Source organism: Nocardia sp. NPDC058244, assembly GCF_042882065.1.
Lineage (GTDB): Bacteria > Actinomycetota > Actinomycetes > Mycobacteriales > Mycobacteriaceae > Nocardia.
In genome coordinates this window covers 270,989-285,193 of record NZ_JBHVWX010000010.1, presented here as the reverse complement: position 1 = coordinate 285,193, position 14,205 = coordinate 270,989, and the positions used below count along the sequence as shown (strand labels likewise).

The window sequence follows — 14,205 nt, the reverse complement described above, 5'->3', positions numbered from 1 at the left end:
TTGCATGTGGTGCACGTCACAGTTGAGTCGCGATTCGTCCCATTCGCCTCGAGAACTTTCCATACGCTTGGGTAGTTCTTTACTATTGGCCCGACCCTGTGTCTCGGGTCGAGTCTCTCTTCGAGCAGTGCCGTTCCGCCGCCGTTCGCTCGCAGCTCAGCATCAATTGCCAGTGCATGTTCGACCGATGAACCGGGAGCCGAGCGGCCCCGGCGAAGGAGAATGATGACCGACAATGATCCGGGCCATTCGCTGAAATCTGTTCTTCAGCAAGATCTTCCAGCATCACTCGTGGTGTTTCTCGTCGCCTTGCCGCTCTCCCTCGGGGTGGCGCTCGCCTCCGGCGCCCCCGTCGTCGCCGGACTCATCGCCGCCGCGATCGGCGGCGTGGTCGCCGGCCTGCTCGGCGGCTCGTCGGTCCAGGTCAGCGGGCCGACCGCCAGTCTCGCCGTCGTCGTGGCCGGTGCCGTCCAGCAATTCGGCTGGGCCGCCATGTGTTTCATCACCGTGGGGGCGGGTCTGCTGCAGATCCTGTTCGGGCTCAGCCGCATCGCGCGCGCCGCGCTCGGTATCGCCCCGGTCGTGGTGCACGCCATGCTCGCCGGGATCGGCGTGATCATCGCCCTGCAGCAGGTACACGTGCTGCTCGGCGGGACCACCGTCAGCTCGCCGTGGGCGAGCATCGTGGCACTGCCCAACCAGGTGATGTCGGTGCACAAGGGCGACCTGTTCGTCGGGCTGCTCGTGATCGCCATCCTGGTCGGCTGGCAGTATCTGCCGCGCCGAGTCCGGGTGGTGCCCGGCCCGCTGGTCGCGGTGGTCGTGGCCACTGTCGTCTCGCTGATCCTGCCGCTGACGGTGGACCGGGTGCGCCTGGACGGCTCGCTGATCGACGGCATCGGGTTGCCTGCGCTGCCGCACGGTGGCTGGGTGCCGATCGCGCTCACCATGCTCACCGTCGCGCTCATCGCCAGCGTGGAAACCCTGCTCTCGGCCGTCGCCGTCGACAAGATGCGGCCCCAGCAGCGCACCGACTTCGATCGCGAACTGCTCGGTCAGGGTGCCGCCAACATGGCCTCCGGCGCGCTCGGCGGCCTGCCGATCGCCGCCGTCATCGTCCGCAGCATCACCAATGCCAACGCGGGCGCCCGCAGCCGGGCCGCCACCGTGCTGCACGGCTGCTGGATCCTGGTCTTCGCGATCGCGCTGGTCGGCCTGGTCCGGCAGATCCCGACCGCCGCGCTGGCCGGGCTGCTGGTGCTGATCGGCGTGCAACTGGTGAAGCTGGCGCACATCAAGCGGGCCCGCCGCACCGGTGACATCTACGTCTACCTGGTCACGGTGGTTGCCGTCGTCTCGCTGAATCTGTTGCAGGGCATGGTGATCGGCCTGATCGCCTCGTTCGCGCTGCTGCTGTGGCGGGTCGTGAAGTTCACCATCGCCGCGGCGCCGCGGACCGACGGCACCTGGCTGGTACGCATCGACGGCACCTGCACCTTCCTGGCCGTGCCCCGGCTCACCAGCGAACTGGCGAAAGTGCCCGCCGACGTGGACGTGACGGTGGAGCTGAGCGTCGACTTCCTCGACCACGCCGCCTGCGAGCTGCTCTCCGAGTGGGCCGACGCGCGCGAATCCGGCGGCGGCGCGGTCGATTTCGTCGAACTCGGCACCGCGCGAATGGCGCGCGCGCACGACGGGCCGCCCGAGCACGGCCACGCCCGCAAGGCGGTCGACGAGGCGATCCGGCCGTGGCGCCGCAGCGGCGGCGTCGACCCGATCGCGGCCGGCATCGCGGCCTACCACCGCGGGCACGCGCACCTGCTGCGCCCGCACCTGGCGGGGTTGCGGCACCGTCCCGACGCCGACACCTTCTTCCTCACCTGCGCCGATGCCCGCATCGTGCCCAATGTCATCACCAGCAGCGGGCCCGGTGACCTGTTCACCGTCCGCAACGTGGGCAATCTGGTGCCGGTCGGCGGCAGCGACGTCTCGGTGGAAGCGGCGCTGATCTACGCGCTCGACAAGCTCGACGTGCGTGCGGTCGTGGTGTGCGGGCACAGCGGGTGCGGGGCTATGGAGGCGCTGTACGCGCAGGTCCAGGCCGGTCCCGGCCTCGACGACTGGCTCGCGCACGCCGCGCCCACGTTGACGGCGTTCCACGCGGGGCATCCGGTGGCCGAGGCGGCCCGGCGGGCGGGCTTCGGCCCGGTCGACCAGCTGGGCATGGTGAACGTCGCCCGGCAGGTCCAGACCCTGATGGACTATCCGGCGGTGCGCGACGGGATCGCGGAGCGCGGGGTCGTGGTGTCGGGTCTGTTCTTCGATCTGGCGACCGCGCGGGTCATCGAGGTGACCGCCGACGGGATCGCCGAATTCGACGACAGTCACCGCCGTGTCGCGGCCGAACCGGTGTGAGCGCCCGGGTCCGGTGTGGGTCACACCACACTGGGCCTGCGGTTATGGCGACACCCACTCTTCGTGCGGCACACTGGTTTTGCCAAGTCTTTACCAATACGGTGGTTGGCACTCACCCCGGTTCGTCGACGTACCGGGGTTCTCGTCGCTTCATCACGCCGAAGCTGTTCCGCGGTCGACCGACCGCGCACGACACGTAGATCGTCCATCGACCACGGCCGCGCGCCGCGTCGCCGAAGGAGAACCATGTCTGTCGCGAACGACCTAGCTCCACCCGCCGCATCGGCGGCGCCCACGCCCGAACCCGCGCCGCCGTCCTGGCGGCAGACCCTGCTGCGGCACGATCTGCCCGCCTCGATCGTGGTCTTCCTCGTCGCCCTGCCGCTGTCGCTGGGCATCGCCGTCGCCTCCGGCGCCCCGGTCGCCGCCGGTCTCGTCGCCGCGGTCATCGGTGGCATCGTCGCCGGTGTGCTCGGCGGTTCGGTGCTGCAGGTCAGTGGCCCCGCCGCGGGCCTCACCGTCGTCGTCGCCGAATCCATCGCCCAATTCGGCTGGCGAACCACCTGTTTCATCGTCGTCGCCGCGGGCGTGTTACAGATCCTGTTCGGGCTCAGCCGGATCGCCCGCGCCGCGCTCGCCGTCGCGCCGGTGGTGGTGCACGCGATGCTCGCCGGGATCGGCATCACCATCGCGTTGCAGCAGGTCCACGTGCTGCTCGGTGGTTCCTCGCACAGCACCGCCTGGCGCAATCTGATCGAGCTGCCCGGCCAGCTGCTGTCGCTGCACGGCGGTGACGCGTTCGTCGGCGCCGTCGTGATCGTGGTGATGCTGGGCTGGAAGTACCTGCCGCCGAAGATTCGCGCGGTGCCCGGTCCGCTGGTCGCGGTCGTCGCGGGCACCCTGCTGTCGATGGTGCTGCCCGCCGAGGTGGAGCGGATCGTGTTGAGCGGCTCGCTCTTCGACGCGTTGCAGCTGCCCGAGCTGCCCTCGGGGAACTGGTCGGCGATCGCCATGATGGTGCTCACCATCGCCCTCATCGCGAGCGTCGAGAGCCTGCTCTCCGCCGTGGCGGTGGACAAGATGCACACCGGTCCGCGGACCAATTTCGACCGCGAACTCGTCGGCCAGGGTTCGGCGAACGTGCTGTCGGGCCTGGTCGGCGGTCTGCCGATCACCGGCGTGATCGTGCGCAGCGCCACCAATGTGCAGGCGGGCGCGCGCAGCCGCGCCTCGACGATCCTGCACGGCTGCTGGATCCTGCTGTTCTCGGTCGCCCTGGTCGGCCTGGTCGAGCAGATCCCGAAGGCCGCGCTGGCCGGGCTGCTCATCGTCATCGGCATCCAGCTGGTGAAGCTGGCCCACATCCGGCTGGCCCGGCGCACCGGCGACCTGCTGGTGTACCTGGTCACCGTGCTCGGTGTGGTGTTCCTGAACCTGCTCGAGGGCGTGATCATCGGTCTCGCACTGGCTTTCGGGCTGCTGCTGTGGCGCGTGGTGCGCGTGCAGGTCGCGGCGACGCCGCTGCCCGTGGGCGAGCGCTGGCTGGTCCGCATCGATGGGTCGTGCACCTTCCTGGCCCTGCCGAAACTGTCCGCCGAGCTCGGCAAGGTGCCCCCGGGCGCCGACGTCACCGTGGAGATGACGGTCGACTTCCTCGACCACGCCGCCTTCGAGGCCATCGAGAGCTGGCAGCACCAGCAGGAAAGCGGCGGTGGCAGTGTCGATTTCGTGGAGATCGGCAGCGCCAGGATGGCCGACACCGTCGGCGCCCCGCCCGCCCGCGGTTTCGGCCGCGCGACCTGGGACGAGCTGCTCGGGCCGTGGCGGCACCAGAAGTCCGGCAGCGACGCGCTGACCGCGGGTGTCTCGGCGTTCCACCGCAGTCACGCCCACGTGGTGCGCCCGCACCTGGACGAGCTGCGCGACCGGCAGGACCCGGACTCCTTCTTCCTCACCTGCTCGGACTCGCGGATCGTGCCCAATGTGATCACCTCGAGCGGGCCCGGTGACCTGTTCACCGTCCGCAATGTCGGCAATCTCGTGCCGACCACCGGGGACGACTCGGTCGAGGCGGCGCTGGTGTTCGCGCTCGAGGAACTCGCGGTGCGCTCGGTCGTGGTGTGCGGGCACTCCGCCTGCGGCGCCATGAAGGCGGTCTACCGGGGCGCCGAGGCCGACGGCGGGCTGAGCTCGTGGCTGCGGCACGCCGAGGCGAGCCTGGACCGGTTCCGGGCCGATCATCCGGTCGCGGTGGCGGCGCGGGCCGCGGGCTTCGACGAGGTCGACCAGCTCGGGATGGTCAATGTCGCGGTGCAGCTCGAGACGCTGCACCGGCATCCGGCCGTGCGCCGCGCGGTCGCCGAACGCGGGCTGGCGGTGTCGGGATTGTTCTTCGACATCGCGGGCGCGCGGGTGATCGAGGTCACCGCCGAGGGCGTGCGCACCATCGACGATCGGGACGAGGCCCCGGTCACGGGGTGATTCCGGGATCGGCGGCTCGTAGGCTGGAACGATGACGAGCAAGCCGACCGCCCCGACCACTGACGCCCCGGCGGATTCCACCGCCGGGGCGTCGGCGGACGAGCGGGTCTCCACCCACCGCTGGCGCGCCTTCCGGGCGAGCATCGAGCACCGCCCTACCCTGAACCTCGGCTACCGCATCGCCGTCGGCGTGGTCGGTGGGCTGGTGCTGTTGATCGGGATCGTCACGATCCCGTACCCGGGACCCGGCTGGGCGCTGGTGTTCGCGGGCTTCGGCATCCTGGCCACCGAGTTCGTCTGGGCCCATCACACCCTGACCTGGGTGCGCGGCAAGTACCGGATCGTCATGGATTGGTACACCTCACGCGGGTGGACGATCAAGATCCTCGGCGCGGTGGCCACCTTCGCCCTCGTCGTCGCGACGCTGTGGGTGCTCGGCACATTTTCGATGGTCTCAGGGTGGATCGGAGTCGATTGGCCATGGTTGCGCAGTCCCCTGATGTCGTGAGCACCGTCCCCGGACGCCTGCTCACCGATCCCGCGTGGGTCGCGGACCGGATCGGCGAGATGAGCCGTGCGTGGGGCACCGAGACCCCGCGCGTCGGCGGCACGCTGTGGTGGTGCATGGTCGCCTCCGCGCTCGTCGACCAGATCACCACCGCCTACGCCGCGGGCATCCCCGCCCCGATCGCGGCGCTGGACGAGCTCGACTGCGAGATCCGCCCCGACGGCGGCGTCGAGCACATACGCTTCCGGTCGCGGGTCGCGCTCGCCTCGCCCGCCGACCGCGACGCCGCCGCCGAGGCGGTCGGCACCGCCCTGCGGGAGACCCTGACCGCGGTGATCCTGCAGGTCGCCGCCGTCTCCGGCGCGGGCGTCCCCGCGCTGTGGGCCGTGGTCACCGACGCGATCGGCAACCGCGCGCTCGACGCCGGCGCGCCGGAAGCCGCCACCCGGCTGGCGGGCGAGGTCGGCGCGCGCCTGCTCGCCCCGCGTTTCGTCACCGTCGGCGAGCGCACCTTCGTCAAACGCCTGTCCTGCTGCCTCGTCTACGAGGTGCCGGGCTGCCAGATGTGCACCAGCTGCCCGAAACGCCCCGCGGCCGAACGCGAGGCCCTGCTGGCCGAGGCATGATCCGAGGACCTCGATCAGCCGATCGGTGGCGCGAGATACTCCAGCGCGTAACCGGCGCCGGAGGGGGTTACGCGGGCGATGCCGGGGGAGTCGAGGTGGGCGCCCGCGACGAAGTGGTCCGGTCGAATCAGCTGTTCGAGGAGGGCCGCGCGTGCGGCGCGGGCTTGGGACTGGTTGCTGTCGAACTCCCAGGACACGTTCGGCTGAGCGAATTGAAGCGTGGGAACGTGCACGGTGTCGCCCCAGACGAGAAGGCGGCCGGTGCTGCTCCTGACGTCGTAGACGGTGTGGCCGGGGGTGTGGCCCGGTGTCGGGATCGCGGTGACCCAGTCGTTGATCGCGACCTGCTCGGTCACGGGGACGACCCGGTCGCGGAGCGGCGCGAGCCGCCCCGTGAACACCGAGGTGTCGCCCGCGCCGATCCACACCCGCTCCAGTTCGGGGAACGCCTCCGCACCGTCCGGCGTGATCAGGCCGCTCACGTGGTCTTCGTGGTTGTGGGTGATGGCGGCGTCGGTGATCCGCGCGCGGTCGATACCCGCCTCGTCGAGTGCGTCGTAGATCAAGCCCATGGTGGGGTCGTGCCAGACGTCGGACGCGCCGGTGTCGATGAGCACCGACCGGGTGCCGTCGGTGACGAAGAAGGCGTTGACCGACAGCCGCAGATTGTCGCCGGCCAGCGGCACGGCGGTCGGCAGGACGGGGAGCGGGCGCCCATCCTCGTCGCGGAGCCGGGTCGGTGGCATGTCGATGTACCCGTCGCGCAACGAGATCACGTGTAGGTCACCGAATTCGAACGTGGCATGGTGCCGGCCGGTCGAGATCAAACGCATGGAAGCCTCCGTCGTGGGCGCCGATGCGCCTCTTCTTTGGGAGACTAGTTCTCCTATAGGAGAATGTCTACACTGTGGGCGGCGGATACCCAGCAACCGAGGAGCGCGGTGGTCGAGCAAGGCGGAGACGTGGCCGAACCACCCCAGGGCGACGACCTGGCCGGTGCGTTCGGCGCCAATGTCCGGCGACGCCGTGAGGACGCGGGTCTGACGCTGGAGCAGCTGTCCACGCAGTCCTCGGTCAGCCGGGCGATGCTGTCCAAGGTCGAACGCGGCGAGAAGAGTCCGACGATCGGCGTCGCGTCCCGGATCGCCCACGCGCTCGACGCGTCGCTGTCGGACCTGATCGGCGGGGGAGCCGCGACGACATCCGGTGTGGCCGTTGTGCTGCGCAAGCGCGATCGCCCCGTCTTCCGTGACCCGGACACCGGCTTCGAGCGGCACATGGTGTCGGCGGCCCCGGGCGTGGGCGGCGGCGAAATGGTCGCCCACTACCTGCCCGCCCAGGTCTCCACCGGGTTGCTGCCCGCGTATCCGCCGGGGAGCGAGAAGCAACTCGTGGTGCTCGACGGCACCCTCACCGTCGCGATCGGCGGCATCATCGAGACGCTGAACGCGGGCGACTCCCTCTTCTTCCAGGCCGACGCGGACCACGGTTTCGCCAACCGGACGGACGCTCCCTGCGAATACCTCATGGTCATCTCGCGCAGAACCTGAACGGCGGCGGGACCGGATTTCGCTCTCGCGACCGAGTGCCGCGCGCGGCGGCGGCTCGATGCGAACCGCCGGCCGCCCGCGATCCGCGACACGAACACGACTCTGGCCAGAATCGCGGGGAGGCGGAACAGCTAGCATGGTCGCGTTCGCAGGATCGAGCCTGCGCCGTGCGGGACAGCCCCGCCGGACGTGACGTCAAGGAGAGCATTCCCGTGACCACCTCTGCACCGATCAGCCCTGTCGCCCTCGTCCGGGTGCCGGCCGGGACTACCGCGGGCGCGGCGGTGCGGGAAGCGGGGTTGCCGACCAAGGGACCGGACACGATCGTGGTGGTCCGCGACGCCGAGGGCGCGCTCAAGGACCTGTCCTGGATCCCGGACACCGACGTCGAGGTCGAGGCCGTCGCCGCCGACACCGAGGACGGCCGCAGCGTGATCCGGCACTCGGCCGCGCATGTGCTGGCCCAGGCGGTGCAGCAGGAGTTCCCCGACGCCAAGCTGGGCATCGGCCCGCCGATCAAGGACGGCTTCTACTACGACTTCCGGGTCGACCGGCCCTTCACCCCCGAGGATCTGGCCAAGCTGGAGTCCCGGATGAAGAAGATCATCAAAGGCGCGCAGCGCTTTTCGCGTCGCGTCGTCGAGATCGACGAGGCGCGGGAGGAACTGGCGAAGGAGCCGTTCAAGCTCGAGCTGATCAGCGACAAGTCCGGCATCGACGATCCGGAGATCATGGAGGTCGGCGGCAACGAGCTGACCATCTACGACAACCTGGATCCGCGCACCGGCGAGAAGATCTGGGGCGACCTGTGCCGCGGCCCGCACATCCCCACCACCAAGTTCATCCCCGCCTTCAAGCTGACCCGCAGCTCGGCCGCCTACTGGCGCGGTGACCAGGACCGCGAGGACCTGCAGCGCGTCTACGGCACCGCCTGGGAATCGGCCGAGGCGATGGACGAGTACCTGCACCTGCTGGCCGAGGCCGAGCGCCGCGACCACCGCAAGCTGGGCCTGGAGCTGGACCTGTTCAGCTTCCCCGACGAGCTCGGTTCGGGTCTGCCGGTGTTCCACCCCAAGGGCGGCATCATCCGCAAGGAGATGGAGGAGTACTCGCGGCAGCGTCACATCGACGCGGGCTACGAGTTCGTCAACACCCCGCACATCACCAAGGGACATCTGTTCGAGGTTTCCGGTCACCTCGACTGGTACAGGGACGGCATGTTCCCGGCCATGCACCTCGACGCCGAACTCAACGAGGACGGCACCGTCCGCAAGCCCGGCCAGGACTACTACGTCAAGCCGATGAACTGCCCGATGCACAACCTGATCTTCCGTTCGCGCGGGCGCTCCTACCGTGAGCTGCCGCTGCGGATGTTCGAGTTCGGCTCGGTGTACCGCTACGAGAAGTCCGGCGTGGTGCACGGTCTGACCCGCGTGCGTGGCATGACCCAGGACGACGCGCACATCTACTGCACCAAGGAGCAGATGCACGCGGAGCTGACCACCACGCTGCAGTTCGTGCTGTCACTGCTCAAGGACTACGGCCTCGACGACTTCTACCTCGAGCTGTCCACCAAGGACCCGAAGAAGTTCGTCGGCTCCGACGAGCTGTGGGAAGAGGCCACCGAGACCCTGGCCAAGGTCGCCGAGGCCTCGGGCCTGGACCTGGTGCCGGACCCGGGCGGCGCCGCGTTCTACGGCCCGAAGATCTCCGTGCAGGCCAAGGACGCGCTGGGCCGCACCTGGCAGATGTCGACCATCCAGCTCGACTTCAACCTGCCCGAGCGGTTCGACCTGGAATACACCTCCTCCGACGGCACCAAGCAGCGTCCGGTGATGATCCACCGCGCGCTGTTCGGTTCGATCGAGCGGTTCTTCGGCGTGCTCACCGAGCACTACGCCGGTGCCTTCCCGGCCTGGCTCGCGCCGGTGCAGGTCGTCGGCATCCCGGTCGCGGAGAACTTCGCCCCGCACCTGGACGCGGTGATCGAGCGGCTGCGGGACGGGGGCGTGCGCGCCCAGGTCGACCGCAGCGACGACCGGATGCAGAAGAAGATCTTCAACCAGACCGCGCAGAAGGTGCCGTTCATGCTGCTGGCGGGCGCGCGCGACGTGGAGGCCGGCGCGGTCAGCTTCCGGTTCCGCGACGGCAGCCAGGTCAACGGCGTGCCGGTCGACGACGCGGTGGCCACCATCCTGAGCTGGATCGCCCACCGCGAGAACACCTCGCCCACCGCGGACGGGTTCGAGGTCGTCGGCGCGGCGAAGGCGTCCTCATGAGTGAGAGCATCGCCTCGGAGGCCGGGTCGATCGTCGACGCGGGCGCCGGTCAGCCCGACCGGTTGCAGCGGCTGTGGACGCCGTACCGGATGTCCTACATCACCGGCGAGATCAAGCCCAAGGACGCCACCGGTCACCCGTTCACCGACATCCCGAAGATGTCGGACGAGGACGGGTTGATCATCGCGCGCGGCGAACAGGTCTACGCGGTGCTCAACTTGTACCCGTACAACCCAGGGCACATGATGGTGGTGCCGTACCGCCGGGTCGCCGACCTGGAGGATCTGACGCCCGCCGAGAGCGCGGAGCTGATGGCCTTCACGCAGCGGGCCATTCGGGTGATGAAGCGGGTCTCGCGGCCCGCCGGATTCAATGTCGGGCTCAATCTCGGCGGCGTGGCCGGTGGTTCGCTGGCCGACCACCTGCACCAGCACATCGTGCCGCGCTGGGGTGGGGATGCGAACTTCATCACCGTGGTCGGTGGGGTGAAGGTGATGCCTCAGCTGTTGCGCGAGACGCGGCAGCTGCTGGCGGAGGCGTGGGAGGAATAACAACCGTGCTCAGCTTCTTCGGCCGCCAGACGTTTGCGAAAGCGACTGCGCCGCTGGGCAAAGCGCTCGTCGGTACCGGGCTCACCCCGGACGCGATGACACTGATCGGTACCACCGCGACGATCGCGGCCGCGGTGACCCTGTTCCCCACCGGGCACCTGTTCTGGGGCACGATGGTCATCTGGCTGTTCGTCATGTTCGACATGCTGGACGGGGCGATGGCCCGGGCCCGCGGCGGCGGCACGAAGTACGGCGCGGTCCTCGACGCCACCTGCGACCGGGTCGCCGACGGCGCGATCTTCGGCGGTCTGGCCTGGTGGGCGGTCTACCACGAGCAGAGCAAGGAACTGTTCGCGGCGACGCTGATCGTGCTGGTCACCTCGCAGGTGATCTCGTACGCGAAGGCGCGCGCCGAGGCGAGTGGCCTGTCCGCCGACGGCGGGCTGATCGAGCGGCCGGACCGGCTGGTCATCGTGCTGGTCGGGGCCGGGCTCACCGGCATCGGCGGGCACTGGGGCATCGAATGGCTCACCTGGGCCGTCTACGTGGCCATGTGGATCCTGGTGGTGGCCAGCGTCATCACCGTGTTCCAGCGGGTGCTCGCGGTGCGCAACTCGCCGGGCGCGCGGACCGTCATCCCGCCCACTCCGCAGCCCGGCGCGACCGGAGGTGCGGCGTCGTGACCCTCGCCGAGCGGGTGAGTGATCTGGGCTATGCCGCCGGGTGGCGCGTGGTGCGGTCGGCACCGGAACCCCTGGTGCGCAAGGTGTTCGACCTCGGTGCCGATCGGGCGGTGAAGAACGGCGGACCGGAGCAGTTGCGGCGCAACCTCGCGCGCGTGCTCGGGGTGCGTCCCGACGAGGTGCCCGCTGACCTGATGCGCGCGAGCATGCGCTCCTACGCCAGGTATTGGCGCGAGGCGTTCCGGCTGCCCAGCATGGACCACAGCACCATCGACTATTACGTCGACGGCCTCGAACACCTCGACGCGGCCCTGGAGCGGGGCCGCGGCGTCATCTTCGTGCTGCCGCACTCGGGCAACTGGGACATGGCCGGGGTGTGGCTGGTGCAGCACTACGACACCTTCACCACGGTGGCCGAACGGTTGAAGCCGGAGTCGCTGTTCGAGCGCTTCGTCGCCTATCGGGAGAGCCTGGGCTTCGAGGTGTTCCCGCTGACCGGCGGTGAGCAGCCGCCGTTCGGGCAGCTCGCGGACCGGCTGCGGCAGAACCGGATCGTCTGCCTGATGGGCGAGCGCGACCTCACCGGCAAGGGGGTGCCGGTCGACTTCTTCGGCGAGCGCACCTGGATGCCCGCCGGCGCCGCCAAGCTGGCCATCGAGACCGGCGCCGCGCTGATGCCGGTGCACGGGTGGTTCACCGTCGAGGCCGACGGCACCGAGAACTGGGGTCTGAAAACCGAAGCGCCACTGGATGTCTCCGTGGGCGTCGCGGCCGCCACCCAGGCGCTGGCCGACCGGTTCGCGGCCAATATCGCCGAGCATCCGGCCGACTGGCACATGCTGCAACCGCTGTGGGAAGCCGATCTGTCGCCCGAGCGACGGGCCCGCATCGCCGCCGCGCAGACAGGGGGAGCGCGGTGAAGATCGGCATGGTGTGCCCGTACTCGTTCGACGTTCCCGGCGGGGTGCAGGCCCATGTGGTCGAGCTGGCCCGGGTCTTCCTCGAACGCGGACACAAGGTGAGCGTGCTCGCGCCCGCCTCCGACGACACCCCGCTGCCCGATTTCGTGGTGTCGGCGGGCCGCGCGGTGGCGATTCCGTACAACGGGTCGGTGGCGCGGCTGTCGTTCGGGCCGATGGCCTACACCCGGATCCGGCGCTGGATCGACAGCAACGACTTCGACGTGCTGCACATCCACGAGCCCAACGCGCCGAGTCTGTCGATGCTCGCGCTCAAGATCGCCGAGGGCCCGATCGTCGCGACCTTCCACACCTCGACCACGAAATCGCTGGTACTGAGCACTTTTCAGGGCGTGCTTCGGCCGTACCACGAGAAGATCAACGGCCGCATCGCCGTCTCGGAGCTGGCCAGGCGCTGGCAGGTCGAGGCGCTCGGCTCGGACGCGGTGGAGATCCCCAACGGTGTCGACGTCTCGGCGTTCGCCCGCGGCCCGCTGCTCGACGGCTATCCGCGCGCGGGTGCGACGGTGCTGTTCCTCGGCCGCTTCGACGAGCCGCGCAAGGGCATGGACGTGCTGCTCGGCGCGCTGCCCACACTGATCGACCGGCATCCCGACGTGCAGATCCTCATCGTCGGGCGCGGTGACGAGGACCGGCTGCGCCGCGAGGCGGGTGAGCACGCCGGGCACCTGCGCTTCCTCGGCCAGGTCTCCGACGCGGAGAAGGCCGCCGCGATGCGCAGTGCCGATGTCTACGTCGCGCCGAATCTGGGCGGGGAGAGCTTCGGCATCATCCTGATCGAGGCGATGGCCGCGGGCACCCCGGTGGTGGCCAGCGAGCTCGACGCCTTCCGCCGGGTGCTGCGCGACGGGACCGCGGGCCTGCTCACCCCCGTCGGCGATTCCGCCGCCCTGGCCACCGCGATCGACACCGTCCTCACCGACGACGAGACCAGGCAGCGACTGGTGCGCACGGCGACCCAGGTGGTCGCCGCCTACGACTGGCCGGTGGTGGCCGAGCAGATCCTGCGGGTCTACGAGACCGTCACCGTCGGCGATCTCCGCGTGCGGGCCGCCGGATGATCACCTTCTCCGCGACCTCGGTCCTCGTACTCGGGCTGATCGCCGTCCTCGTTCTCGCGCTCGGTGTCTGGGCGTACTCCACGGCCAACCGGCTCGACCGGCTGCACGTGCGCTCGGATCAGTCCTGGCAGGCGCTCGACGCGGCGCTGGCCCGGCGCGCGGTGGTGGCGCGCGCGGTGGCGATGGCGATCGCCGGGCCGGTGAGCACCGACTCGCGGCGCGGTGAGCGGGCCGCCCAGCTCGCCGCCCTGGCCGATCGCGCGGAGCGGGCCGACCGCGGTGACCGCGAGACCGTCGAGAACCAGCTCTCCGCCGCGCTGAGCCTGGTCGACATCGACCAGCTGCGGCCGCAACTGGTCGCCGAGCTGGCCGACGCCGAGGCGCGCGTGCTGATCGCGCGCCGTTTCCACAACGACGCCGTCCGCGACACCCTCGCGCTGCGCACCCGGCGGCCGGTGCGGGTGCTGCACCTGGGCGGTACCGCGCCGCTGCCGCACTACTTCGAGATCACCGAGCGGGCCACGCCCGCCGCGGCGACCGGCCTGGACGTGAACACCACCCGTACCTCCGCCCGGGTGGTCCTGCTCGACGAGCAGGACCGGGTGCTGCTGCTGCGCGGCCACGATCCGATGCTGCCCGAGGTAGCGTTCTGGTTCACCGTCGGCGGCGGCGTCGAACCGGGGGAGAGTCTGCGCGACGCCGCGGTGCGCGAGCTGTACGAGGAGACCGGCCAGCGGGTCGATCCGGCCGCGCTGCGCGGTCCGCTGTGGCGCCGGGTCGCGGTGTTCCCGTTCAACGGTGAGCTCATCCGCTCCGAGGAACTGTTCTTCACACTGCGCGCCCCGAGCTTCGAGTGGCGGCCTGCGGCCCTGAACGCGCTCGAACGCCGCACCATCACCGCCCACCGCTGGTGCACCCCCGCCGACATCCGTGCCCTCGACGATCAGGGCGAGGCGGTCTACCCGTACCACCTCGACGAACTCCTGACCGAGGCCGCAGCGGCGGCCTCCGACGACACCGAACACGTCGTACGCTCGATCCGCTGACCCGATCGGGCGCAAAACTGTTCTG

General features: G+C 70.0%; 12 protein-coding genes. 11 read left to right on the top strand and 1 reads right to left on the bottom strand.

Annotation, left to right across the window (positions count from 1 at the left end; all coding sequences use genetic code 11):
- Positions 1-222: 222 nt before the first annotated feature.
- The 4 genes from ACFVW6_RS29905 (at position 223) to ACFVW6_RS29890 (ending at position 6,030) form a co-directional block, all read left to right on the top strand.
- Positions 223-2,415 (top strand): SulP family inorganic anion transporter, encoded by a 2,193-nt coding sequence (locus tag ACFVW6_RS29905; protein WP_378830658.1) that lies wholly within the window; start codon positions 223-225, stop codon positions 2,413-2,415.
- A gap of 246 nt (positions 2,416-2,661) precedes the next feature.
- A complete protein-coding gene (locus ACFVW6_RS29900; RefSeq protein WP_355277379.1) occupies positions 2,662-4,896 on the top strand; it encodes a bifunctional SulP family inorganic anion transporter/carbonic anhydrase in 2,235 nt (744 codons plus the stop codon).
- A 31-nt stretch (positions 4,897-4,927) separates the two neighbouring features.
- Complete coding sequence (locus ACFVW6_RS29895; protein WP_355277376.1) at positions 4,928-5,404, top strand: TIGR02611 family protein; 477 nt, start codon at positions 4,928-4,930, stop codon at positions 5,402-5,404.
- A complete protein-coding gene (locus ACFVW6_RS29890; RefSeq protein WP_378830656.1) occupies positions 5,401-6,030 on the top strand; it encodes a (2Fe-2S)-binding protein in 630 nt (209 codons plus the stop codon). Before ACFVW6_RS29895 ends, ACFVW6_RS29890 begins: the two co-directional genes overlap by 4 nt.
- 14 nt (positions 6,031-6,044) lie before the next feature.
- Here ACFVW6_RS29890 and ACFVW6_RS29885 read toward each other — a convergent pair whose 3' ends face one another.
- On the bottom strand, positions 6,045-6,863 hold the full coding sequence (locus ACFVW6_RS29885; RefSeq protein WP_378830653.1) for an MBL fold metallo-hydrolase: 819 nt from the start codon (positions 6,861-6,863) through the stop codon (positions 6,045-6,047).
- 63 nt (positions 6,864-6,926) lie between these two features.
- Here ACFVW6_RS29885 and ACFVW6_RS29880 point away from each other — a divergent pair, with 63 nt between their 5' ends.
- From ACFVW6_RS29880 to ACFVW6_RS29850, 7 genes are all read left to right on the top strand, one after another.
- Complete coding sequence (locus tag ACFVW6_RS29880; RefSeq protein ID WP_387793356.1) at positions 6,927-7,580, top strand: helix-turn-helix domain-containing protein; 654 nt, start codon at positions 6,927-6,929, stop codon at positions 7,578-7,580.
- 212 nt (positions 7,581-7,792) lie between these two features.
- Complete coding sequence (thrS, locus tag ACFVW6_RS29875; protein ID WP_378830648.1) at positions 7,793-9,859, top strand: threonine--tRNA ligase; 2,067 nt, start codon at positions 7,793-7,795, stop codon at positions 9,857-9,859.
- On the top strand, positions 9,856-10,410 hold the full coding sequence (locus ACFVW6_RS29870) for an HIT domain-containing protein (RefSeq protein WP_357344895.1): 555 nt from the start codon (positions 9,856-9,858) through the stop codon (positions 10,408-10,410). The genes thrS and ACFVW6_RS29870 overlap by 4 nt, the downstream gene beginning before the upstream one ends.
- A 5-nt stretch (positions 10,411-10,415) precedes the next feature.
- Complete coding sequence (gene pgsA, locus ACFVW6_RS29865) at positions 10,416-11,093, top strand: phosphatidylinositol phosphate synthase (RefSeq protein ID WP_365006810.1); 678 nt, start codon at positions 10,416-10,418, stop codon at positions 11,091-11,093.
- Positions 11,090-12,013 (top strand): phosphatidylinositol mannoside acyltransferase, encoded by a 924-nt coding sequence (locus ACFVW6_RS29860; RefSeq protein ID WP_357344899.1) that lies wholly within the window; start codon positions 11,090-11,092, stop codon positions 12,011-12,013. Before pgsA ends, ACFVW6_RS29860 begins: the two co-directional genes overlap by 4 nt.
- A complete protein-coding gene (locus tag ACFVW6_RS29855; protein ID WP_355277354.1) occupies positions 12,010-13,134 on the top strand; it encodes a glycosyltransferase family 4 protein in 1,125 nt (374 codons plus the stop codon). The genes ACFVW6_RS29860 and ACFVW6_RS29855 overlap by 4 nt, the downstream gene beginning before the upstream one ends.
- Positions 13,134-14,180, top strand: coding sequence for an NUDIX domain-containing protein (locus ACFVW6_RS29850; RefSeq protein ID WP_378831303.1), 1,047 nt, complete (start codon positions 13,134-13,136; stop codon positions 14,178-14,180). Before ACFVW6_RS29855 ends, ACFVW6_RS29850 begins: the two co-directional genes overlap by 1 nt.
- The last annotated feature ends 25 nt before the right edge of the window (positions 14,181-14,205 follow it).